We start from the raw sequence: 23,349 nt of genomic DNA, 5'->3' as shown, positions 1-23,349 counted from the left end.
CGTCGATCCTATGAGCAGCCACCGACACCGCGAGCGGGTTATCCACACCGATCACTCCGGACCTACCTAGAATCCGGCGCGTGACCTTTACCGCGAACGCGACCGAACCGCCGTCGGACCGGGAAGCACGCCGCGCGGACTTCCTTGCCTACTACGACGCGGAGGCCGCCGACCGGGCCCGCAGGCCCGTCCCGCCGTGGCGCAACGCCGCGCAGCAGGAGTTCCTGGCCCGGCTCGCCGAGGAGCGGTGGCGCACGGTGCTGGAGGTCGGCTGTGGCCCGGGCCGTGACGGCGAGGCGATCGCCGCCGCTGGTCTCGCGTACACGGGGGTCGACCTGTCCCCCGGCATGGTCGAGGTCGCCCGGGCGGCGGGCCTGGACGCGCACGTCGCCTCGGCGACCGACCTGCCGTTCGGCGACCACACCTTCGACGCCGTCTGGTCCATGAGCACGCTGATGCACCTCGACGACACCGAGCTGGAGGCGGCGCTGTCCGAGATCGTCAGGGTGCTGGTGCCGGGCGGCCTGTTCGCGGTGGGGATGTGGGGCGCGGCGGAACTGACCGTAGGCACCCTCGCCGACCCCGCCGCAGAACCCAGCAAGGTCTACGGGCCGCCCCGCTACTTCCACCGCCGCACCGACGCGACGGTCCGCGAGCGCCTGGGCGAGCACGGTGAGGTCGAGTCCTGGTGGACGCGGCCGAGCAGCCCGGGCAGCAGCCACCGCTATCAGTACGCGGTGGTGCGTACGTCGAGCCCGGCCGGCTGACGAGCCGGCCGGGCTGACGACGCCTGCCGGGCTACCGGCCCTGCAGCGCCCGCACGTTGTCGGCGAAGGTCCAGCCGCGCGACCCGTCCCAGTTGATCGACCAGGTCATGAGGCCCTTGAGCGACCCGTCGTAGGAGCCGTACGCCTGGCTCACCAGCGACGGCGCCATGTACCCGCCGCCCGCGCCCTGCTGGGCGGGCAGGCCGGGGACCTGCTTGTCGTACGGCACGCGGATGGTGGTCCCCTGGATGTTCAGCCCGGCGTTCAGGCAGTCCGTCTGGGCCTGGAATCCCGCGACGGTGCCCGCCGCGTAGGAGTTGCCCGAGCAGTCGTACATCGACCCGTTGTAGTACTGCATGTTGAGCCACCAGAGCCGCCCGTTGTCGGCGTACTTCTTGATGATGGGCAGGTAGGAGCCCCAGATCGAGCCGTAGACGACGCTGCCGCCGGTGACGTAGGCCGTCTCGGGCGCCATGGTCAGCCCGAACCCGGCGGGCATGGCGGCGAGGACCCCGTCGATGATCCGGATCAGGTTGGCCTGCGACGTGGAGGGCTGCGTGATGGAGCCGCTGCCCGTCAGGCCGGTCTCGATGTCGATGTCGATGCCGTCGAAGTTGTGCTCCCGCAGGATCGGCACGATCGTCTCGACGAACCGGTCCGCCACGGCCTGCGAGGACAGGTCGATCCCCGCAGTGGCGCCGCCGATCGACATCAGGATCGTCAGGCCGGCTTCCTTGGCTGCGCACATCTCCTCGGGGCTCGGCACCTGCACCCCGGAGTCCATGCCGTCCTCCCACAGCACGGTGCCGTCGGAGCGGATCACCGGGAACGCGAGGGTCGCCACGTTGTATCCGTGCTGGGTGATGCGGGAGTCGGTGATCGGGATCCAGCCCATCCCGGGGTGCACACCGTTGCTCGCGCCGTCCCAGTTCTCCCAGTAGCCCTGCAGCACCTTGCCCGACGGACGCGGCCGCTGGCTGCAGTCGGTGGGCGTGGGCTCGGGGTCGGGCGTCGGGTCGGTGGGGTCGGGGTCCGGCGTCGGGTCCGTGGGGTCCGGGTCGGGCTGGGTGGCGCACGCGCCGTCGTCGGTCCAGAGGCTCGGCGTGGTGCCGGGCGTCCAGCCCGCACCGACGTGCGCGGTGTGCCCGACCAGGGCGGTGTAGCCGCGGCCGAGGTGGGTCACGTGGGCGCCGACGGCATAGGTGCTGCCCTCGGCCCAGGTCGGAGCCGCGCAGTCAGCGGCAGCGGCCTGTGCCACCAGGCCGGTCTGCGCGATGACCGCGGGGATCGCCAGTCCCGTGACGAGCAGGGCGGCGACGCCCGCCGCCAGGAACGATGTACGTCGTCTCATGACCACTCCCCAGGTTCGGCACCTGGCAGAAGACAATCCGTCAGGAAAGATCTGTCAGGAAAGATTTGTGAGGAAAGATTTGTGAGGAACGCTAGCCAAATACCCCGGGGCGGGGAATACGGGGAACCCACACCGGACACCCGGGCGGCGCCGGGCGCACGCCGGCGCCGACCTAGACTCACACAGTGATCCGACTCAATCCCGAGCAGCTCGTCTTCGTCACGGAGCGCCATCTCGCGACCCTCACCACCCTGCGTCCCGACGGCACCCCGCACGTGGTCCCCGTCGCCTTCACCTGGGACGCCGAAGAAGGGGTCGCCCGGATCACGACGAACCGCAACTCGTTCAAGGCCCGGCACGCCGCACCCCTGCCCGACGGCGGAGCGCCGCGCGCCGCGCTCTGCCAGGTCGCGGGCGGCCGCTGGATCACGCTCGAGGGCACCATCGCCGTCAGCGAGGACGAGGCGGAGATCGCCGACGCCGTCACGCGGTACGCGCGCCGCTACCGCCAGCTGGGGCCGAACCCGGACCGCATAGTGCTGCGGGTGACGGTCGACAAGGTGATGGCCTCGACCTACATGGCGTCCTGACCGGCCGCACCGAGCGCGCCCTGCCCGGGAGGGGAGCGTCAGCCGACCTGGGCCGACTCCTCGCCCGTCGGGAGCGAGACCGCCACCACGTCGCCGCGCACGAGCTGGCGGCCACGGCGGAGCTCGACCTCGTCGTTGACCCGCACCTCACCGTCGGCGATGAGGTCGCGCGCCTGCGCGCCGTCCTCGGCGAGGTCGGCGAGCTTCAGGAACTGCCCCAGGCGGATGACGTCGTCACGGATCGGCACCTCAGGTACTGGACCGGGGCTGGATACGGGACCGGATTCGGCTGCAGAGTTGGACACGACACCATTGTCCCCCGCCTGCCGCCATAGACTGGCAAGGTGATCCAACGCATCGACCTGCGCGGCCGGTCCCTCGGGCGCCGCGCCCTCCTCGACGTCCTACCCCGTGCCGAGGTCGGAGTGGACGAGGCCGTCCATGTGGTCGAGCCGTTGTTGCGCCAGGTCCGCACGGGCGGCGCGGCCGCGCTGCGCGAGATCTCGCTCCGGCTGGACGGGATCGCGCCCCAGCACCTGCGGGTCCCCGCGACCGCCCTCGCCGACGCGCTCGACGGGCTGGCGCCGCTGGTACGCCGGGCCCTGGAAGAGTCGATCCGCCGCGTCCGCCGGGTGCACGCCGAGCAGCTCCCCGCCGACCACGTGACCGACGTCGCACCGGGCGCCGTCGTGCGGCAGCGCTGGATCCCGGTCCAGCGGGTGGGCCTGTACGTGCCCGGCGGGCTCGCGGTGTACCCGTCGTCGGTGGTGATGAGCGTCGTCGCGGCGCAGGAGGCGGGCGTGCCCGGCCTCGCGGTGACATCCCCGCCGCAGAAGGACAACGGCGGCCTGCCGCACCCGACGATCCTCGCCGCGTGCGCGCTGCTCGGCGTGGACGAGGTCTACGCGGTCGGCGGCGCGCAGGCCGTGGCGATGTTCGCCTACGGCGCCGCGGGCACCGAGCCGCAGGACGGCGAGACGCTGTGCGAGCCCGTCGACGTCATCACCGGCCCGGGCAACGTCTACGTCGCCGCGGCGAAGCGGCTGGTGCGCGGCATCGTCGGGATCGACGCCGAGGCCGGCCCCACCGAGATCGCCGTCCTCGCTGACGGCACCGCCGACGCCGGGCACGTGGCCCTCGACCTGATCAGCCAGGCCGAGCACGACCCGATGGCAGCATCCGTGCTGGTCACCGACTCGGTCGAGCTGGCCTCCGCGGTCGAGGCGCGGGTCCAGGACCTGGCGTCCGCGACCAAGCACGCCACCCGCGTGGCGCGTGCCCTCGACGGCCCGCAGTCCGCGATCGTCCTGGTCGACGACATCGACGCCGGCGTGGCGGTCGTCAACGCCTACGGCGCGGAGCACCTCGAAATCCAGACGGCCGACGCCGCCCGGGTCGCCTCGCGCGTGCACAGCGCCGGCGCGATCTTCGTCGGGCCGTGGTCTCCGGTGTCACTGGGCGACTACATGGCCGGGTCCAACCACGTGCTGCCCACCGGCGGCACCGCGCACTTCGCGAGCGGCCTCGGCGTGCACAGCTTCCTGAAGTCGGTGCAGCAGGTCGAGTACACGCGGGACGCCCTCGAGGAGCTCGCCGACCGCATCGTCGCCATCGCCAACGACGAGGACCTGCCCGCGCACGGCGAGGCCGTGCGCGGCAGGTTCCACTGACGGCTGGCTCAGGCAGCAGGCCGCGGGGCGCGCAGGTGGGCGCGCTCCGCCAGCTCGTCCTCGTCGACCAGCTCGAGCATCGGCTTGCCGGGCGCGCACAGCATGACGACCACGAACTCCGTCCGGGCGTCGGTCAGCGCGTTGCCGTCCTGGTAGTGGATGACGTCGCCGCCCGGCTCCCAGAACGTCCCGCCGGCCCCGATGACCCGCTCCGGCTCGCCCTCGATCTCGAACCGGACCGCCCCCTGGACCACGTACCCGAACGCGGGTCCGGAGTGGCGGTGCGGCGGAGTTCCCGGGTCGCCGGGCTCCCACTCGACGTGCACGGTCATCGCCGACGCCCCGTCCGGGATCGTGAACGGCGACGCGTCCTGCAGCATCGTGGCCGCGGTCTTCCAACCCTCCGGCCCGGCGTGCTCGCCGCTTCCGTGCACGTGTGCTGCCTGGTTCTCTGACACTGTCATCGCGCTGCGCCTCTCGTAGACATCGGTGTGCCAGTGATGACCGGCGGCCCCGCAGATCTGTGACAGGCGCGACCGTCCACTGGGTGAAACCCGTGCGGAATCATTGACACGGCCTCCTGACGTACGCGAGGAATAGCGAGCACCCGCATGTGCTCGTTATGTGCTCGTTCCATCGCCGCAGTACCGAGGGAGCCGTAGATGTCACACCGGTCCAGAACGCCCATGCTCGTCATAGCGGCAGTCACGGCCTTAGCGGCCGTGGTCGCGCCGGCAGCCGTCGCGCTACCGCAGGCACCACCAGCCGCGGACAAGATCGACCCGCGCGACCTGCTCGCCGAGAACCTGGTACCGGCCGAGACCACGCCACAGCCCGGCGTCGAGCGCACGGCCACCCTGCAGAAGCTGTCGCTCGGCCGTGGCAAGGCGGAGCGCACCTACCTGATCCGGCTCGCCGACGCCGCGGTGCCCACCTACTCCGGCGACGTCGCCGGGCTGGACGCCACCGCGCCCCGGGCCGGCCGCACGCTCGACCCGTCCACCTCCCGCGTGCGGGAGTACACCGAGTTCCTCGAGGCGGAGCAGGACGACTTCGTCACCCGCATGGAACGCACGGTGGGGCACGACGTCGAGGTGCCGTTCACCTACCAGTTCGCCGTCAACGGCCTGACCGCCGTGCTGACGCCGACCGAGGCCGCGAAGGTGGCCAAGGACCCCGCCGTCGCGCACATCGCGCTCGACAAGGAGCACGAGCTGCACACGGACGCGGGCCCCGTCTGGAGCAACGCGGACGCGCTGTGGAACGCCGTCGAGGAGCTGGGCCTGCCGGAGGACTACCAGGGTGAGGGTGTCGTCATCGGCACCATCGACACCGGTATCCACCCGAGCAGCCCCTCCTTCGCCGAGACCGGCGACGACGGCTACACGCACACCAACCCGCTCGGCGCCGGCAACTACCTCGGCGCGTGCGACCCGGCGAACACCGACCAGTACGACCCCGAGTTCCCGTGCAACGGCAAGCTCATCGGGGCATACGGGTTCCTCACCGACGCCGACCGGAGCGCCCTGGACGAGGACGGGCACGGCTCGCACACCGCCTCGACGTCGGGCGGCAACGTGGTCGACGACGTAGAGCCGACCGCCCCCGAGGGCACGAACCCGCCGCCGTTCGACATCTCCGGCGTCGCACCGCACGCCAACGTGATCAGCTACCGCGGCTGCTGCACCTCAGCGGGCCTGGTGGCCTCTATCGACCAGGCCATCGCGGACGGCGTCGACGTCATCAACTACTCGATCGGCTCCTCCTCGCCGTCCGACCTGTGGAACGACTTCGACGCGATCGGGTTCCTCAACGCACGCGCCGCGGGCATCTTCGTGGCGACCTCGAACGGCAACGACGGCCCCGGGTTCGCCACCACCGGCTCCCCCGCCGACGCCCCGTGGATCACGTCGGTGGGCGCCTCGACCCACAACCGGCACGCGCTGAACGCCCTGACGAACCTGACGAGCAGCACGACCGACCTGCCCGACCTGACGGGCAAGTCGCTGACCGGGCCCCTGCCCGCCACGGCGATCATCGACGCGAGCTCCGTGGGCGACCCGCAGTGCACCACGACCACCGGCCACGAGGCGGACTACGCCGACAAGATCGTGGTCTGTGCCCGTGGCGTCAACGGCCGCGTGGAGAAGTCGTCCAACGTCGCGGCGCAGGGCGCCACCGGCTTCGTGCTGACGAACGACGAGGCCAACGCCGGCTCCCTGCTCGGTGACGCGTTCACCGTCCCCGGCGTCGCCATCAGCTACGCCGACGGCGAGACGCTGCGGGCCTGGCTGGCCGAGGGCTCCGGGCACACCGGCGCGATCTCGGGCACCAACTTCACCATCGACGACGCGCTGGGCGACACCATGGCCAGCTTCTCCTCGCGCGGGCCCAACCGCGCCGTCGACACGATCGTCCCGTCCATCACCGCGCCCGGCGTCGACATCCTCGCCGCGAACGGCGTGGCCGACGGCGCGTACGACCACGTCCAGTACGGCATCATCTCGGGCACGTCGATGTCGAGCCCGCACGTGGCCGGCGCCGGAGCCCTGCTCACGCAGGCCCGCCCGGACTGGACCCCCGCACAGCAGCAGTCCGCGCTCATGACCACTGCCCGCACCGGCGTGCAGGACTTCGACGGGTCCCCCGCGACGCCGTACGAGCAGGGCAGCGGCCACATGGACATCGGGGCCGCCGCACAGGCGGGCCTGCTGTTCGACGAGACGCCGGCGAACTACCTGGCCGCCGACCCGGAGGCGGGCGGCGACCCCAAGGACCTCAACCTGCCGTCCTTCGCCGACACCCAGTGCCTGGCCACCTGCTCGTGGGAGCGCACGGCGGTCCCGCCGCCGTCCGCCCCGGCTGACGTCACGTGGACGCCGTCCATGGTGTCCGACGACGGCCTGTCGCTCTCGGTGGACCTGTCGGCGGACACCGTGTCCCCCGGCGACTCGCTCGGCATCTCGGTCACCGCGGACGTCGACGGCGCCCCCGACGGCGAGACGCTGTTCGGACGCATCACGCTCACCCCGAGCAACCCGGACGTCCCGGCAGTGACCCTCCCGGTCGCCGTCGTCCCGTCCGCGGCGATCCTGCCCGACGAGATCGACATCACCACGCGCCGGAACACCGGCTCGCAGGCCGTGACCGACCTGCGGTCCACGACGGTCAGCGACTTCACCGGTTCGGTCAAGGGGCTGGTCGAGGCCGACCTCCACGAGGGTTCCCTCAGCCAGGACCCCAGCAACGGTGACGCGTTCGACGACCTGAGCCAGGTCCACGTCACCACGCTGGAGGTGCCCGACGGCGCGGCGCGGCTCGTCGCGGAGATCACCGCGGCCGAGGCGCCCGACCTCGACCTGTTCGTCGGCACCGGCGACACGCCGAGCGCGGCGACCCAGGTGTGCGCCTCCACCACGTCGTCCTCCGCCGAGGCGTGCGACGTCCCCGACCCGGAGGCAGGTACGTGGTGGGTGGTCGTCCAGAACTGGGGCGGCAGCACCAGCCAGCCGGACGCGCACACGCTCGCGACCGCCGTCGTCCCGTCCGAGGACCTGGGGAACGCAGGCGTGGCAGGGCCCGAGGGCGAGGTGCCCGTGGGCGAGCCGTACGACGTGCGCGTGCACTGGAACCTGCCCGACGCCGCCGAGGGCGACCTGTACTTCGGCACCGCGGTGCTCGGCACCTCGCCGGACAACGCCGGCGACATCGGTGAGATCCCGGTCCGGCTCAGCCGGGTGGCTGACGACGTGACCAAGACGGCGTCGGTGACCGAGGCGGGGATCGGCGACACGATCGGCTACGACGTCACTGTCCAGCCCAACGTGACACCGGAGGACCTGACGTACACCGTCACGGACACCGTGCCCGACGGGCTGACCGTCGACCCGGCGTCGGTGACCGGCGACGGCGTCGTCGACGGGCAGACCGTCACGTGGGAGGTCGAGATGCCCACGCAGGTGGGTGCCGCCGGCACCTACGAGGCGTCGACTCCGGCTGACGACCCACAGTGCGCGGCGTGGGCAGGGTTCCTCGACCTGGAGACGGCGGGAGTCGGGTTCAGCACGCTCGACGGCGACAGCGCCGCCGTCAACGCCTTCGCGAACATCGGCCCGTTCCCGCACTACGCCGACCAGTCGCCGAACCTCACCGTGTCCGACGACGGTCTGATCACGATCGCCGGCGGCTACGCCGGCGAGCCGTGGGTACCGCAGGAGGTGCCCAGCTCGGCAGCTCCCAACGGAGTGATCGCACCGCTCTGGTCCGACCTGCAGCTCTCGCTCGCGAACGACCGCGGCGTGCGGCTGGCGACGTCCGGCGGCCAGGTCGCCGTCGTCCAGTGGGATGATCCCTTCCCCTACGACAGCGACCCGACCGACCTGTCCAACTCCGTGGGCACGTTCCAGGCCTGGATCTACAACTCGGTCGCGGACGACCGTCCCGAGATCACCTTCGAGTACGGCGACGTCGGAGCGCTGCCGGCCACGGCAACCATCGGCATCGAGAACCTCGCGGGCACGCTCGGCACCGCCGTCGTGAACGCGGGCGACCCGTCCGCCGCGATCGCCGACGGCAGCAGCGTCTGCTTCGACTACGTGGCGCCGGACGTCGACCCGATCACGCTGTCGTACGAGACCACGGTGGACGCCGACGCGCTCAGCGGCACGTACACCAACTCGGCCGAGCACGTCACGTCGGACCCGTTCGACGAGCCCGCCGCGGCGTCGACCGACGTCGAGGTGACCGGGATCGCAGCGCCCGCCTGGGACCGCAAGACCATCTACCGGGCCGGTGACGAGGTGTCGCACGACGGCGCCGTGTACATGGCCCTGTGGTGGACCCGCGGCGACAAGCCGGGCAGGTCGGCCTACGGCCCGTGGGCCGAGGTCGGGGTCGACGTCGTCTGCGGCGACGAGACGTACCAGGCCTGGACCGACTCGTGGATCTACACCGGCGGCGAGGTGGTCGCGCACGACGGCAGCCTGTGGGAGGCCAAGTGGTGGACCCGCAACCAGGAGCCGGGCGCCACGCCGTGGGGCCCGTGGAAGAACCGGGGCGCCTGCTGACCTGAGCGTGCCGGCTGACCGACCACTGCCGGTCGAGCTCGTCAAAACCTCCGGGTCTCGACGAGCTCGACCGGCAGCGGCCGGAATCTCCAGAAGGGCCTATGGACAACCGAATCATCGCGCGTGAGCTCACGGTGGCCCTATGGGTCATCACGGTGGGGACGATCGCTGCCGCGCTGGCGCTCGCCGCCGTCGACCGCCTCCTGATCGCGTCAGCCGTGTGCTTCCTCGGCGGCCTTCCGGCCGCAGCCCTCGTCTGGGGTATACAGCGTCGGACACCTCCACGCAGCAGCGCCGAGAAGCGCGCCACGGGACTGCGGCAGGGGTTCAGGATCGCTGCCACCGGCGCGGCCTCGACCGTGGTCGGAGGCGCCCTGCTGTTCGTCAGCCCGGACGCCGTCGGACGCGTTCCAGAAGTCCTCTTGTCGGTTGGTGCGTCGTTGCTGTTCGGCGGGGTGACCGCCCAGCGATACTCTCGACCTCAAGAGCCGACCGCAGGCGAGGACAGTCCCAGCGCTGAACATGCAGATGCTGCGCCGGCCGGGCGCGGCGTGACACTCCTGCTCGTCCGGAAGAACCGCTACATGGTTGCCTCGTGGGTTGCCGCCGTGAGCGCGCTCGCCTGGGGGCCGGCACTCTTCGACCTGGCCCCCCGCCCACTCGTCGGAGCCTCGGTGCTGCTCTTCGGAGGGTTGCCTCTGGCGGCGCTCGCGATCACCTTCCGACTGGCACGGGACCAGGAGAGCGATACTTGACCGGACCGGGCACCGAAGGTCAGCCCGCCGGGCTCACGAGCCCGTTCTGGTAGGCCCAGATCACCACCTGGACCCGATCACGCAGGCCGAGCTTGGCGAGGACGCGGCCTACATGTGTCTTCACGGTCGCCTCCGCCAGAAAGACCTTGCCGCCGATCTCGGCGTTGCTCAGGCCCTGCGCGACGAGCTGCACGATCTCGAGCTCACGGTCCGTGAGGACAGCTTCCGCGGTGGCTCGTCTCCCCGGATCGGGCACCACCGGCAGCATGAGCTCGACGAGACGACCAGTGGTCGACGGTGACAGGACCGAGTCGCCCCGGTGCACCACGCGGATCGCCGTGGCGAGCTCTTCGACCGAGGCGTCCTTGAGCAGAAACCCGGACGCCCCTGCTCGCAGCGCGGCGAAGACGTACTCGTCGGCGTCGAACGTCGTCAGCACCAGGACCCGGGCGTCCGGGTGGCGGTCGAGGATCTGGCGGGTGGCGTCGATCCCGTCGAGCTGCGGCATCCGGATGTCCATGAGCACGACGTCGGGTACCCGTAGCATCGCCTCACGCACGGCATCGACGCCGGTAGCGGCCTCGCCGACGACCTCCATGTCTGGCTGCGCGCCGACGCTCGCGACAGCGCCGGCCCGCACGAGGTCCTGATCGTCGACCACGAGCACACGGATCATCGTCCGGCCTCCGCTCGCGCGGGCACGATCGCCGTCACGGTGAACCGTTCGAGCCCCGTGCTCTCCGTGTCGCCTGTCGCCAGGCTCCCGCCGACCGCGAGCAGCCGTTCACGCATACCGATCATGCCCATTCCGCTCGCGACCTCGGCGGGGCGCCCGATCCGGACCCGATCGTTCGCGACGGTCACCGCGAGGTGGTCACCGCCCCATCGCAGAGACAGGTCCACGGTCGCTCCGGGATGTGCATGCTTGGTCACGTTGGTGATCGCCTCCTGGACGAATCGGTAGACGGCGAGCTGCCCGGCATCGCTGACGGACAGCGGCGTACCGTCCGACGTCTGCGTGACAGCGCAGCCCAGTGTTCGTGCCCGGTCGACAAGGTCTGAGATGTCGGCCAGACCGGGCTGTGGCCGGGGCTCCGGATCGCCTTCTCGGAGCAACCGCAGGATGCCTCGGATCTCGTGGAGGGACTCGCGCGCGGTCTCCTCGATCGTCGCGAGTGCCGGTGCGGTCCGGGATTCGTCGAACCGCGCGACCCTGGCCTGCCCGACGATGGCCGACAGGGAGTGGGCAAGGATGTCGTGCATCTCGCGCGAGATCCGGCCGCGCTCCTGGGCGGTGGCAAGCTCTACGCCCCGCACGCGGTCGCGACGCTCGGCTTCCGCACGCTCCTCGGCGAGCTGGGTCGCCACGAGCTGGGCACGGCGCAGACGGCCCATCGCCCACGAGCAGCTCACGACAGCCGCGAACAGGAGGGAGAGCAGCCACGACGCAGGCCCGAAACCAGAACCGACGACGCTCGGGTCGACCGCGTGCCGTCCGGCCGCGACCACCGAACCGACCAGGCCCAGCGCGAGGGGCAGCCACCGCGCGGAATAGGCAGCTGCGGCGTAGAGGCTCATCGGAAGCACCAGCGTGGAGGGCAGCAGGTAGAACAGGCCGGTCACCACGATCTCCCCACCGACAGCAGCGCCGACGATCAGCATCGAGGTCAGCGGCCGGGAGCGCCGCCAGGCGAACGCGCCGTGCGCGGCGAGCGCGAGCCCGGACACGATCCACGCCTTCGGTCCAGGGAGCGAGGTGGCCGCCACCAGCACGGTGAGCGGGAACAGCGTGGTGGCGGTGATGCCCGCGACCAGGACGTCCGCTCTCCCTGGTCTCGTGCTCACGCGGTCCTCCTGCGCCGGTCCATGAGCTGGAGCGTCGCGGCCAGCACGACCACCCCGAGCATGAGCCAGGTGCCGTAGACGCACAACACCATCATTGCCGCTCCGTCGGACGAGAAGGGCACGGCACCCGATGCGAGGCCGGACAGCTGCGCGAGCATCCCGAACACCATGAGAAAGCCCATGCTGAGCAGGGCCATCGAGGCGACCCAGCCACCGGTCAGCAGCACGCTTCCGAGCAGGGGCGGTGTGCGCGACGAAAGCATCAGGAGCACCAGGACGAGCGCCGCCCCGAAGGCAAGCAGCTCCATCCCGGGGAACATGTTCTGCTCGGCCAGGGCCGGGTTCGCGAGTGCCTGCGCCCACCACACGAGCTTCAGCAACGGATACGGGATCACCAGGACGACAGCCGCCCAGGCCAGCACTCGACGTGTCCCCGCGCTCGTCTCCACGTCGGCTGCCCGCAGCGTGGCGGCGCGCATGCGCCACGTGTGATGGACGGCGACGAGCGCGGCGAGCAGGCTCACGGTCCGGGCGACGGCTCCTGGCCAGTCGACGCGGTCGAAGTCCCCTGCGGGTATGCCGGTGACGAGGAAGAACGCACGGAACGCGTCAAGGACGACGCCACCCGACCCGCCGAGGAAGAAGACGGCAGCCGCCCATCCGAGTACCGTCGCGGGAAGACCGGCGGGCGAGGTCCGGGCGGCCAGGTATGAACAGGCCAGGAGCCCGACGGCGACCAACGTGACCCAGGGCGGAGGGAAGATCAGCGCGTACTTCTCGGTCGGCCCGAGGAGCAGCGCGGTCGTGGACGCTATGAGGGCGAGGGTCGCGATACCGGCCGACGCAACGCTCGTGCGGGGCCGGGGCGGTGTCTGAGATGTCGAGACGGTCGGTGTCGAAGTCATGGCTACAGCCTCACGCGGCGCCGCCACCGCCCACATCCACCACAGGTCGCGCGAGCACGCGACCTCGGACGCTCCGCGTGGACAGCGGATCAGAAGCCAAAGGTCATGAGACGCGGCATCTCGGTGCCGTGCCGGCCCGCGTCGTGCACGGCGCGCAGCACCGCTGCCTCGTGCGGGACGAGCGGTTCCGGGAGCGCGACGAACGGGAACCATGCCAGGTCGGCGGCCTTGTCCGCCTCCTGGATCGACGGCGTCCCGGTCCAACGGGTGACCTCGAACATGAAGTCGACCCGCTGTTCGATCGCGGGCCCGCCCGGCTCGCCGCGGTGCAGGACGGTCAGCGGCCGGACATCCTCGGGGGCCACGACCACACCGAGCTCCTCTGCCGCCTCGCGCACGGCGGCGTCGATCACCGACTCGCCCTCCTCGACGTGACCCGCTGCCGCGCACGCCCAGAACCCGTCGCGGTAGCCGGTGCCCTGCCGCAGCTGCAGCAGGACCTGCCCCTCACGGCGGAGGAAGAGGTACGCGGCGGGGACGAGCGTGAACCGCTCGTGGTCCCGCTCGTCGTAGCGGTCGCTCTCGACCGGCGCTACGCCGGGTGCCTCGGTCACGACAGGCAGCCCTGGCCGAGCAGCGCCTTCAGGTCACCGAAGAGGGCGGGCGACTTCTCCACGCGCAGGCTGTCGGACGCCCGCACCAGCGTCTTCTTGCCCGGCTCGGCCACGACGACGTGCACCTCCGCCGACCCCGGGTGGGTGGCGAGCACCTCGCGCAGCCGCACCATCGTGGCCTCGATCGCGCGGGTGTGCGGCACCGTCACAGCCAGCGGCGAGTCGGAGCCCACCGTGATGTCGGGCATGGCCACCTCCATGGCCTGCAGCGACAGGGTCTCGTCGCGACGGCGCACCCTGCCCCGCAGCACCACCACCTGGTCCTCGACGAGCATCGTCGAGTACGCCAGGTAGGTCTCGCCGAAGAACATGACCTCGACGGCGCCCTCCAGGTCCTCGACCGTCACGGCCGCCCACGGGTTGCCGTTCTTGCTCATCTTGCGCTGCACCGAGGTGAGCAGGCCGGCCACGGTCACCTGCGAGTTGTCCGGGCGGCCCTCGTCGGCGATCAGGGACGCGATCGAGGTGTCGGCGGCGCGCTGCAGCACGTGCTCCAGCCCGGACAGCGGGTGGTCGCTCACGTAGAGGCCGAGCATCTCGCGCTCGAACTGCAGCTTCTGCTTCTTCTCCCAGTCGGGCAGGTCCGGCACCTCGACGGAGAAGCCCATGCCCGCCTCGTCGTCGGACGAGCCACCGAAGTCCGCGAACAGGTCGAACTGGCCCTCTGCCTCCTTGCGCTTCACGCCGATCACGGAGTCGACGGCCTGCTCGTGGACCACGAGCAGCGAGCGCCGGGTGTGGCCGAGCGAGTCGAACGCACCGGCCTTGATGAGGGACTCGATGGTGCGCTTGTTGCAGACGGGCGCCGGGACCTTGTCGAGGAAGTCCTGGAACGACGTGAACGTGCCCTTCTCCTCGCGCGCCTCCACGATCGCGTCCACGACGTTGCGGCCCACGTTCCGCACGCCGGTGAGCCCGAAGCGGATGTCGCCCTTGACGGCCGTGAACTTGGCGGAGGAGTCGTTGACGTCCGGCGGGAGCACCGTGATGCCCATACGACGGCACTCGTTGAGGTAGAGCGCCATCTTGTCCTTGTTGTCACCCACCGACTGCAGCAGGCCGGCCATGTACTCGGCGGGGTAGTTCGCCTTGAGGTAGGCGGTCCAGTATGCGACGAGGCCGTAGCCGGCGGAGTGCGCCTTGTTGAAGGCGTAGCCGGCGAACGGGACGAGCGTGTCCCAGACGGCCTTGATGGCGGCGGGGCTGTACCCCTTCTCCTTGGCGCCCTTCTCGAAGTTGACGTACTCCTTGGCCAGCACCTCGGGCTTCTTCTTGCCCATCGCGCGGCGCAGCAGGTCGGCCTGTCCGAGCGAGTAGCCAGCCATGATCTGGGCGGCGCGCTGGACCTGCTCCTGGTAGACGATCAGGCCGTAGGTCTCGTCGAGGATCTCGGCGAACGGCTCGACGACCTCTGGGTGGATCGCCTCGATCTGCTGCTGCTTGTTCTTGCGCAGCGCGTAGTTGATGTGCGAGTTCATGCCCATCGGCCCGGGCCGGTACAGGGCGATGACGGCGGAGACGTCCTCGAAGTTGTCGGGGCGCATCTGCCGCAGCAGGGACCGCATCGCCCCGCCGTCGAGCTGGAACACGCCGAGCGTGTTGCCGCTCGCGAGCAGCTCGTAGGTGGCCTTGTCGTCGAGCGCGACGTTCTCGATGTCGACCGGGTCCTTGCCGTTCATCACGATGTTCTCGAGCGCGTCGTCGAGGATCGTGAGGTTGCGCAGGCCCAGGAAGTCCATCTTGATCAGGCCGAGGCCCTCGGACGTCGGGTAGTCGAACTGGGTGATGATCGCGCCGTCCTGCGGGCGCTTCATGATCGGGATGATGTCGATCAGCGGGTCGCTCGACATGATGACGCCGGCGGCGTGCACGCCCCACTGCCGCTTCAGGCCCTCGATACCGCGTGCGAGCTCGACGACGCGCTGCGCCTCCGGGTCGGCCTCGTGCACCTGGCGGAACTCGGCCGCCTCCGAGTACCGCTTGTCCTTCGGGTCGAAGATGCCACCCAGGGAGATGTCCTTGCCCATGACGGCGGGCGGCATCGCCTTGGTGAGCTTCTCCCCCATGGCGTACGGCATGCCGAGCAGCCGGGCGGAGTCCTTGAGGGCCTGCTTGGCCTTGATGGTGCCGTAGGTGACGATCATCGCGACGCGGTCGTCGCCGTACTTCTCGGTGACGTACTTGATGGCCTCACCGCGCCGGCGCTCGTCGAAGTCGACGTCGACGTCGGGCATGGAGACGCGCTCCGGGTTGAGGAACCGCTCGAAGATCAGGCCGTGCTCCAGCGGGTCCAGCTCGGTGATACCCATCAGGTACGACACCATCGACCCGGCGGCGGAGCCACGGCCCGGTCCCACGCGGATACCCTGCGCCTTGGACCAGTTGATGAAGTCGGCGACCACGAGGAAGTACCCCGGGAAGCCCATCTGGATGATGACCTCGACCTCGTAGTCGGCCTGCTTGCGCACCGCGTCCGAGTAGCCGTTCGGGTACCGCCGCAGCAGGCCGGCCTCGACCTCCTTGATGAACCACGAGATCTCGTCCTCGCCCTCGGGGACGGGGAACCGCGGCATGTAGTTGGCCGAGGTGTTGAACGAGACCTCGCACTGCTCGGCGATGAGCAGCGTGTTGTCGCACGCCTCGGGGAGCTCCTTGAAGACCTTGCGCATCTCGGCGGCCGACTTCACGTAGTAGCCAGAGCCGTCGAACTTGAAGCGGTTCGGGTCGTCCAGGGTGGACCCGGAGTTGATCGCCAGGAGGGCCTCCTGGCTGGTGGAGTCCTCCTCGCGCACGTAGTGCAGGTCGTTGGTGGCCACCAGCTTCGCGCCGATGGTCTTGGCGAGCTCGAGGAGCTGCTTGGTCACCCGGGTCTCGATGTCGAGCCCGTGGTCCATCAGCTCGACGTAGTAGTTCTCCTTGCCGAAGATCTCCTGCAGCTCGCCGGCCTGGCGGACCGCCTCGTCCCACTGGCCCAGCCGCAGCCGGGTCTGTACCTCGCCCGACGGGCAGCCCGTGGTCGCGATGAGGCCGTCGGAGTACTTCTCCAGCAGGTCCCGGTCCATGCGGGGCCACTTGCCCATCTGGCCCTCGAGGGAAGCCAGGGAAGACGCCCGGAACAGGTTGTGCATGCCGGTGTTGTTCTTGCTCAGCAGCGTCATGTGCGTGTACGCACCGCGCGCCGACACGTCGTCGGACTCCTGGCCCGCCTCGCCGTAGCGCACGCGCTTCTGGTCGAACCTGCTGGTCCCCGGCGTGACGTACGCCTCGACGCCGATGATCGGCTTCACGCCGGCCTTCTGCGCCTGGGCCCAGAACTCGTGCGCGCCGAAGAGGTACCCGTGGTCGGTCGTCGCGATGGCGTGCTGCCCCTGCCGGACGACCTCCTCCATGAGGTCGCCGATCCGCGCCGCGCCGTCCAGCATCGAGAACTCGGTGTGCACGTGGAGGTGGACGAAGTCGTCGCTCTTCGAAGCGGTGGCGGTGGGCATGCGGCGAGTCTAAATCGAGCCACCGACACTCTCGCCCTGCAACGCCGAGCGGAACCTCACATCACGTGTACGCGCCCCGCACGACCTCGAGCGCGGCCTCCAGGTCGGCCGGGTACTGCGACTCCACCTCGACCCGGCGACCCGTCGTCGGGTGCTCGAAACCCAGCCGGTGCGCGTGCAGCCACTGCCGCTTCAGCCCCACCCTGGCGGCCAGGACGGGGTCCGCGCCGTAGGTCAGGTCGCCGACGAGCGGGTGGCGCAGCGCGGCGAGGTGCACACGGATCTGGTGGGTGCGCCCGGTCTCCAGGTGCACCTCCAGCAGCGAGGCCGACGACAGCATCTCAAGCGTCTCGTAGTGCGTCACCGACGGCTTGCCGTCCGCGGTCACCGCGAACTTCCAGTCCGAGCTCGGGTGTCGGCCGATCGGCGCGTCCACGGTGCCCGACGTCGGGTCCGGGTGGCCCTGGGCGAGCGCGTGGTAGATCTTGTCGACGGTGCGCTCCTTGAAGGCGCGCTTGAGGCCTGTGTACGCGAGCTCGGACTTGGCGACGACCATGAGGCCCGACGTGCCGACGTCGAGCCGGTGCACGATGCCCTGCCGTTCCGCGGCACCCGACGTGGAGACGCGGTAGCCCGCCGCGACGAGCGCCCCCACCACGGTGGGCCCGGTCCAGCCCGGCGAGGGGTGCGCAGCCACACCGACCGGCTTGTCGATCACCACCAGGTCGTCGTCGTCGTACACGATGCCCATGCCGGGCACGGGCTCCGCGACCACCTCGACGGCCGGACGCTCCTCCGGCATGTCGACCTCGAGCCAGCCGCCGGGTACCACCCGGTCCGACTTGCGCACCTGGCGCCCGTCGAGACGCACAGCGCCCGCCTCGGCGAGCTCCGCCGCCCGGGTGCGGGAGAAGCCGAGCATGCGCGCCAGGGCGGCGTCCACGCGGTCGCCTGCCAGCCCGTCGGGCACGGGCAGCGTACGCAGCGCCATCAGGCAGGATCGCTCTGGTCGTCCGGCCGGTCCGCGGCCTGCTCGGCAGGCTGCGCGTCGCCCGTGTGCCGCTTGCCGTCCAGGCCGATGCCCCGCAGCGACATCCATGCGATCAGCACGGCCGCGGAGACGACGGCGATGTCGGCGACGTTGCCGACGAAGAAGCCCGCGTAGTCGATGAAGTCCACCACGTGGCCGCGCGCGAACCCGGGCTCGCGCACGAGCCGGTCCACCAGGTTGCCGACGGCGCCGCCGAGCAGCAGGCCGAGCGCCACCGCCCAGCCGCGCGAGCCGAGCCGGCCGATCGCCCGGACGATGAAGACCACGACCACCGTCACGACGATGGTCAGGATCCAGGTATAGCCCGAGGCGATCGACAGCGCGGCGCCGGGGTTGTAGATCAGCCGGATGCCGAGCAGGTCACCCACTATCGGGATGGTCGGCGCGTTCACGTCCAGCGCGGACTCGGCCCACCACTTGGTGAGCTGGTCGACGACCAGGACGAAGGCCGCGAGGACACCGGTCCAGAGCACGAGCACACGGCTGCCGGACGACGGGGGCGTGGCTGCTGCGGGATCCGTCTCGCCGCCGGCCACGGCGGAAGGTTCAGCGGGAGTAGACATCAGGCAAATTCTCCCATGCCTCGGACGGTACCCGCGCCCGCCCGCTCGGAGGCCGGACGACGGGCATCATGTTCCTGCGCCACCGGCAGCTCCTCGGCGGACAACAATTGACTCCTGATCAAAAAGCGTCAAAAGACGGCCTGAAAAGGCGGCGCCGGCCGGAAAGCAGCGAGGCCCTTTCCCGGAAACTTGGGAAAGGGCCTCGCCTGGTGCAGCACTACTGTCGTGTCACCGCACGACGGCAGTCAATTGATGCGAGCGTCAGTTGCAGGCCGCGTACTTCGTGAAGTTACCCGTGTTGAACAGGTTCAGCGGGCCGTCCCAGTGCCACGGAGCGACACACACGTTGTTCGCGATGTTGACGGAACCGTCGCCGCCCAGCTCGTAGTGGCCGTTGCAGGCCATGTACTCGGTCACGTTGGCGGTGCTGCCCACGTTGCCCGGACCCTCCCAGTACCAGGGAGCGACACACACGTTGTTCAGGGCGTTGAAGCTGCCGTTGCTCTCCTCGTAGGAGACGACGTCACCCGCGGTGGCGACCTCCTCGGGAACCATCGCGCCGTCGACGCCGGCGGGCAGCTCGGTCGTGCCGTAGCCCTCGAGCTGGTCGAACGTACCGTCAGCGGTCACGACGCCCAGCGGGTCCGTGGTGCCGAGCAGCTCAGCCGCGGAGGCCGCGTCCGTTGCACTGCCGGCGGGTGCGCTGATCAGCTCGGGCGTGTCACCCATGACCATTGCGCTCGCACCCGTGGCAGCGGCGACGACCAGACCGGCCGACATGACAACGGCTGCCCCTGCACGGCAGGTTGCACGGAATCCTCGGATCATTGTGTTTTCCCCCTCGAAATAGCTCAGACGAATAAGCGATGAACCACACACGTGTGATTCATCTCGACGAGCATCCGATGAGTAATTCACCCTGTCAATTCGAACGTGACGCGGCACACAAGGAATAAAACAAGACATTCCCGGACCGAACCCCGTGGCATTCCGCCAGGAATACCCGTAACCCAGACATCACAACCTTGATATCGGATATTCGAGGCGGCCGACCGCAGGGCTTCGCTGCCCCGTCGGTCAGGCCCCGCGGCGCTCTTCGCGTGCCTTCGCCTCGACCGACAACGTGGCCCTGGGGAACGCCTGGAGCCGCGCCTTGCCGATCGGCAGGTTGGTGAGCTCGCAGGTGGCGTACGTGCCCTTGCGGATGCGGTCCAGCGCGTGGTTCGTCTGGTCCAGCAGGTCTCGCATGTTGTTGACGAGCGTGAGCTCCTGTTCGCGTTCGAGCGCGCTGGAACCGTAGTCGGCCGGGTCATCACCCGCGCCGTCGCCCGAGCTGCGCAACAGCTCGGAGAGCTCCTTGTCGGCGACGAGCAGCTCTCGCTCCAGCCGCTCCTTGTCGTCGAGCAGGAGCGCAGCCAGTTCCTCTGCCTCACGCGGGGTCCAAGGTTCTTCGCCGTCACGGACGGGGAACTTCTTCACGTCGCGCGTAAGGTTCGGGAACTCTTGCTTGATCGCGGCTCGCGTCGCGGTCGAGATCTTGGTCATGGGTTCCCCTTCACGGTCGCCCCCGGTGGTCAAGTCAACGAAGCGTAAGCACAAGCGGCCGCACGCACAACGGGGCACGCCGATGTGGCGTGCCCCAATCATGAGTGCGTCTGGCGTGTCGCGCGCGGCGGCCGGGCGTGAGGTGGGGACGCCCGGCCGTCGTGCTTGACAGATACTTCCCGACAGACGGTGCTGTCAGATGCCCTGCGCCATCTCTGCCGGACGGCCGGACTGCTGGTTGTTGCGCGGCGGCAGGGCCGAGCCACGTGCGTCGAGATCGCCGAGCAGGTTCTGCAGGAAGCTCTTCAGCCGGGTGCGGTAGTCGCGCTCGAAGAGGCGCAGCTCGTCGATCTTGCGCTCCAGCAGCGAACGCTCCTGCTCGAGCTGGGACAGCGTGCGGTGCGAGGTCTCCTCGGCGTCGCGCACGATACGCGCACCTTCGGTCTTCGCCTCGGTGATGAGCCGGTCGCCCTCTTCCTGGCCTGAGCGCACGTAGTCGTCGTGCAGCTTCTGGGCCAGCTGGAGCATCCCGGTCGCAGACTCCGGCTCCGGGCCGTTGCCCTTGGGTCCACCAGCGGGACCCGTCGGCATGACCGGAGCCGCGACCGGCGCGGCCTGCGCACGGGGGGAACCGGCGGCCTCGTTGCGCGAGAGCTCGGCGATACGTCGCTCCGCGGCGGCGACCTTCTGCCGGAGGCCCTCGTTCTCTTCCTGGACGTTGGTCAGGGTCCGCACGACCTCGTCGAGGAAGTCGTCGACCTCCTCGACGTCGTAGCCCTCGCGGAACTTCGTCGCGGAGAACTTCTTGTTGAGGATGTCCTCTGCAGTAAGCAGTGCCATCGTGTCACCTCGAAAGTTAGAACGTAGGAACGCGGATCTCGGACGTCGGAGCTGCCCAGCCGCGCGCCCTCCGCCGAAGCCCACGGTAGCGGACGAGTTGGGCGTGGGACACCGGGAGTACCGCCGGGCACGATTTCCTCACAGAGTGTGCCGTGTCACCCCAGGCCATATCCATGCTCTGGTCAATGTTTCCGGGACCTCGGCACAACAGGCCAAATCGAGCTCGCCACGAACCGGCACAGATTCGACACCTTCACGCACTCGCGAGGAACCCGACCAGGCCCTGAAGCAGCGAGACGCCGAAGAACAGGACGATGAAGGCGAGGTCCAGCTGGACCTGACCCAGCCGCAGCGGCGGGATCAGGCGGCGGAGGAACCTCAGCGGGGGGTCGGTGACCGTGTAGATCGCTTCCGCGATCACGAGCAGCACGCCACGCGGTCGCCAGTCCCGGGCAAAGAACTGCACCCAGTCGAAGACCAGCCGTCCGATGAGGAACAGGAGGAACAGCCACAGAACGAAGCCGATGAATTGCCAGATCACAGTCACAAGGCACAACCTAACCTGTCTGAACTGGGAAGCACATGAGAGCAACGCCCAATACCTCGGGCCGTCGAGGGACATGTGAGGGGCGGCCGCCGTGGCGACCGCCCCTCATACATCGGCCAGCTGGATCGTCCGGCTGGATCTTCTAGCCCTGTCGGACTCAGCTCTGGTTGTAGAAGCCGCCGCGCCCGTTCGACTTCTCGGGCGGAGCCTGCTCCTCGGCTGCGATCTCCACGTGCTCGGGCGAGAGCAGGAAGACCTTGTTGGTCACCCGTTCGATCGAGCCGTGCAGACCGAAGATCAGGCCGGCGGAGAAGTCGACCAGGCGCTTGGCGTCGGCGTCGTCCATGTCGGAGAGATTCATGATGACGGGGGTACCGGCGCGGAAGGCCTCGCCGATGTTCCGTGCGTCGTTGTACGACCGGGGGTGCACGGTCGTGATCCGGCGTAGGTCCGAGGAGGACAGGGCCTCACGCGGCACACCATCGCGGTGCAGCGGTGTGACCTGCGCGTGCCGGTGGTCCTCCACGTTTTCCTCCAGGCCCTCGTCGTAGTCGTCGAGGTACTCCTGCTCGCCCTGATCGTCGGCGAGGCCCAGATACAGCATGGTCTTGCGAAGCGCTCCGGCCATCGCTCATTCTCCGTTCGTCGCCTGCTGTGCGTCCTTCTGTCTCGGTGTCCAGCGGGCCCGTACAGCAGGTCCGACCTTGACCCCTGGTCGAGGTCGCCTTGACAAAAGTAGCCCGGCGCAATCCGACCCGGAAGTGCGACACGCCGTGCCACGAACAACTTTGCCAAAGTTGTTCAGCGAATGCTCGCTAAAAACGACATCCGTGTGATTTTGCAGGTCAGAGCGTTGCCGTCGGCGTGTCGCGGAAGGACGATCCGGGCGCTGGCGTCAAATGAGCGCGATGATCCCGGCTTGTCTGCCCGTTGTGGTACCGGCCCCGCTGGCCCGGCGGTGGGAGAACAGGTCCGGGTCCTCCAGCGTGCAACGTTCCACCCGACTCGCCTCGACACCGCGCGCGGCCAGCTGCGCCAGCACCCCGGACGGCAGGTCAAGCCCGGGTGTGCCGTCCCTCGTCGTCGCGTAGGCCTCGGGTACCACGCCGGCCACCTCGTCACGCATGGCGGCGGGCACCTCGTAGCACCGCCCACACACCGCGGGCCCGACGACGGCGCGCACGCGCGCGGGATCCGCACCGCGTGCGACCAGCGCGTCCAGCGCCCTGTGCACCACACCGGCGAGCACACCCTTGCGTCCCGCGTGCGCCACCCCCACCACCCGCGCCTCCGGATCGGCGAGCAGCACCGGTACGCAGTCGGCGACCAGGACGCCGAGGCCCAGCCCGCGTTCCGCGGTGACCAGCGCGTCGCCCTCCCCCGCCGACGCCGGCGGACGGACGGCGGCCCACGCGGCACGCTCGGCCGCGCCGAGCTCCAGCACCTCGTCGCCGTGCACCTGGGTCGCGAAGGCCACCGGCGCGCCGAGCCGCTCGGCGACCAGGGAACGGTTGACCGTCACCCGGGCCGCGTCGTCGGACACGTTGAGGCCCAGGTTCAGGCCGCCGCCGTCCGACGTGCTCCAGGGGGCCGGCGAGACGCCGCCCGCCCCGGTGGTGAAAAAGGCGTGCACCCCGTCGCCAAGGTCGACGGGGTGCACGCCTGAAGGTGTCCGGCTGTCGCTCACGGGTG

At 69.9% G+C, this 23,349-nt stretch carries 21 protein-coding genes; 5 read left to right on the top strand and 16 right to left on the bottom strand.

Features of this window, described 5'->3' with window-relative positions; translation table 11 throughout:
* Positions 1-80 precede the first annotated feature (80 nt).
* Positions 81-767, top strand: a complete 687-nt coding sequence (locus tag ACQEVI_RS21685) for a class I SAM-dependent methyltransferase (protein ID WP_432902663.1) — start codon at positions 81-83, stop codon at positions 765-767.
* Positions 768-798: 31 nt separating this feature from the next.
* Here ACQEVI_RS21685 and ACQEVI_RS21680 read toward each other — a convergent pair whose 3' ends face one another.
* Positions 799-2,118, bottom strand: coding sequence for a carbohydrate-binding protein (locus ACQEVI_RS21680; protein ID WP_432902660.1), 1,320 nt, complete (start codon positions 2,116-2,118; stop codon positions 799-801).
* 185 nt (positions 2,119-2,303) lie between these two features.
* On the opposite strand from ACQEVI_RS21680, the gene ACQEVI_RS21675 reads away from it, so the two are divergent.
* Entirely contained in the window at positions 2,304-2,708 is a 405-nt protein-coding gene (locus tag ACQEVI_RS21675; RefSeq protein ID WP_432902657.1) for a pyridoxamine 5'-phosphate oxidase family protein, read from the top strand.
* A 38-nt stretch (positions 2,709-2,746) separates the two neighbouring features.
* On the opposite strand, the gene ACQEVI_RS21670 is transcribed toward ACQEVI_RS21675, so the two are convergent.
* On the bottom strand, positions 2,747-2,956 hold the full coding sequence (locus tag ACQEVI_RS21670; protein WP_432902654.1) for an RNA-binding S4 domain-containing protein: 210 nt from the start codon (positions 2,954-2,956) through the stop codon (positions 2,747-2,749).
* A gap of 96 nt (positions 2,957-3,052) precedes the next feature.
* Here ACQEVI_RS21670 and hisD point away from each other — a divergent pair, with 96 nt between their 5' ends.
* Positions 3,053-4,378, top strand: a complete 1,326-nt coding sequence (hisD, locus tag ACQEVI_RS21665) for a histidinol dehydrogenase (protein ID WP_432902651.1) — start codon at positions 3,053-3,055, stop codon at positions 4,376-4,378.
* 8 nt (positions 4,379-4,386) lie between these two features.
* Here hisD and ACQEVI_RS21660 read toward each other — a convergent pair whose 3' ends face one another.
* The gene (locus tag ACQEVI_RS21660) at positions 4,387-4,842 is read right to left on the bottom strand and encodes a cupin domain-containing protein (RefSeq protein ID WP_432902648.1); all 456 of its coding nucleotides are present in this window, start codon (positions 4,840-4,842) and stop codon (positions 4,387-4,389) included.
* A 198-nt stretch (positions 4,843-5,040) separates the two neighbouring features.
* Between ACQEVI_RS21660 and ACQEVI_RS21655 the strand changes: the two genes are divergently transcribed.
* A complete protein-coding gene (locus ACQEVI_RS21655; protein WP_432902645.1) occupies positions 5,041-9,444 on the top strand; it encodes a S8 family serine peptidase in 4,404 nt (1,467 codons plus the stop codon).
* 101 nt (positions 9,445-9,545) lie between these two features.
* Complete coding sequence (locus tag ACQEVI_RS21650; protein WP_432902642.1) at positions 9,546-10,199, top strand: hypothetical protein; 654 nt, start codon at positions 9,546-9,548, stop codon at positions 10,197-10,199.
* A 19-nt stretch (positions 10,200-10,218) separates the two neighbouring features.
* Here ACQEVI_RS21650 and ACQEVI_RS21645 read toward each other — a convergent pair whose 3' ends face one another.
* The 13 genes from ACQEVI_RS21645 to pgeF form a co-directional block, all read right to left on the bottom strand.
* On the bottom strand, positions 10,219-10,875 hold the full coding sequence (locus ACQEVI_RS21645; protein ID WP_432902640.1) for a response regulator: 657 nt from the start codon (positions 10,873-10,875) through the stop codon (positions 10,219-10,221).
* Complete coding sequence (locus ACQEVI_RS21640) at positions 10,872-12,044, bottom strand: sensor histidine kinase (protein ID WP_432902637.1); 1,173 nt, start codon at positions 12,042-12,044, stop codon at positions 10,872-10,874. Before ACQEVI_RS21640 ends, ACQEVI_RS21645 begins: the two co-directional genes overlap by 4 nt.
* On the bottom strand, positions 12,041-12,949 hold the full coding sequence (locus tag ACQEVI_RS21635) for a hypothetical protein (RefSeq protein WP_432902634.1): 909 nt from the start codon (positions 12,947-12,949) through the stop codon (positions 12,041-12,043). The genes ACQEVI_RS21640 and ACQEVI_RS21635 overlap by 4 nt, the downstream gene beginning before the upstream one ends.
* A gap of 89 nt (positions 12,950-13,038) precedes the next feature.
* Positions 13,039-13,563, bottom strand: coding sequence for an NUDIX hydrolase (locus tag ACQEVI_RS21630; protein ID WP_432902631.1), 525 nt, complete (start codon positions 13,561-13,563; stop codon positions 13,039-13,041).
* Positions 13,560-17,111 (bottom strand): DNA polymerase III subunit alpha, encoded by a 3,552-nt coding sequence (dnaE, locus tag ACQEVI_RS21625; protein WP_432902629.1) that lies wholly within the window; start codon positions 17,109-17,111, stop codon positions 13,560-13,562. The genes ACQEVI_RS21630 and dnaE overlap by 4 nt, the downstream gene beginning before the upstream one ends.
* 61 nt (positions 17,112-17,172) lie before the next feature.
* Positions 17,173-18,102 carry an RluA family pseudouridine synthase gene (locus tag ACQEVI_RS21620; RefSeq protein WP_432902626.1) on the bottom strand — a complete coding sequence of 310 codons (930 nt, stop codon included), beginning with the start codon at positions 18,100-18,102 and terminating at the stop codon, positions 17,173-17,175.
* Entirely contained in the window at positions 18,102-18,725 is a 624-nt protein-coding gene (locus ACQEVI_RS21615) for a signal peptidase II (protein ID WP_432902623.1), read from the bottom strand. The genes ACQEVI_RS21620 and ACQEVI_RS21615 overlap by 1 nt, the downstream gene beginning before the upstream one ends.
* Positions 18,726-18,986: 261 nt before the next feature.
* On the bottom strand, positions 18,987-19,505 hold the full coding sequence (locus ACQEVI_RS21610) for a hypothetical protein (RefSeq protein WP_432902620.1): 519 nt from the start codon (positions 19,503-19,505) through the stop codon (positions 18,987-18,989).
* 297 nt (positions 19,506-19,802) lie between these two features.
* Positions 19,803-20,270, bottom strand: coding sequence for a TraR/DksA family transcriptional regulator (locus tag ACQEVI_RS21605; RefSeq protein WP_432902617.1), 468 nt, complete (start codon positions 20,268-20,270; stop codon positions 19,803-19,805).
* 195 nt (positions 20,271-20,465) lie between these two features.
* Positions 20,466-21,110 carry a DivIVA domain-containing protein gene (locus ACQEVI_RS21600; protein WP_432902614.1) on the bottom strand — a complete coding sequence of 215 codons (645 nt, stop codon included), beginning with the start codon at positions 21,108-21,110 and terminating at the stop codon, positions 20,466-20,468.
* Between the two features lie 253 nt (positions 21,111-21,363).
* The gene (locus ACQEVI_RS21595) at positions 21,364-21,657 is read right to left on the bottom strand and encodes a YggT family protein (protein WP_357501586.1); all 294 of its coding nucleotides are present in this window, start codon (positions 21,655-21,657) and stop codon (positions 21,364-21,366) included.
* 157 nt (positions 21,658-21,814) lie between these two features.
* Positions 21,815-22,285 (bottom strand): cell division protein SepF, encoded by a 471-nt coding sequence (locus tag ACQEVI_RS21590; RefSeq protein WP_116674622.1) that lies wholly within the window; start codon positions 22,283-22,285, stop codon positions 21,815-21,817.
* 267 nt (positions 22,286-22,552) lie between these two features.
* On the bottom strand, positions 22,553-23,344 hold the full coding sequence (gene pgeF / locus ACQEVI_RS21585) for a peptidoglycan editing factor PgeF (RefSeq protein ID WP_432902609.1): 792 nt from the start codon (positions 23,342-23,344) through the stop codon (positions 22,553-22,555).
* Positions 23,345-23,349: the final 5 nt, after the last annotated feature.

The sequence above is a fragment of the Promicromonospora sp. CA-289599 genome, assembly GCF_050936155.1.
Taxonomy (GTDB): Bacteria; Actinomycetota; Actinomycetes; order Actinomycetales; family Cellulomonadaceae; genus Promicromonospora.
The sequence above is the reverse complement of the archived record's forward strand: the minus strand, read 5'-3'. Positions and strand labels throughout refer to the sequence as shown.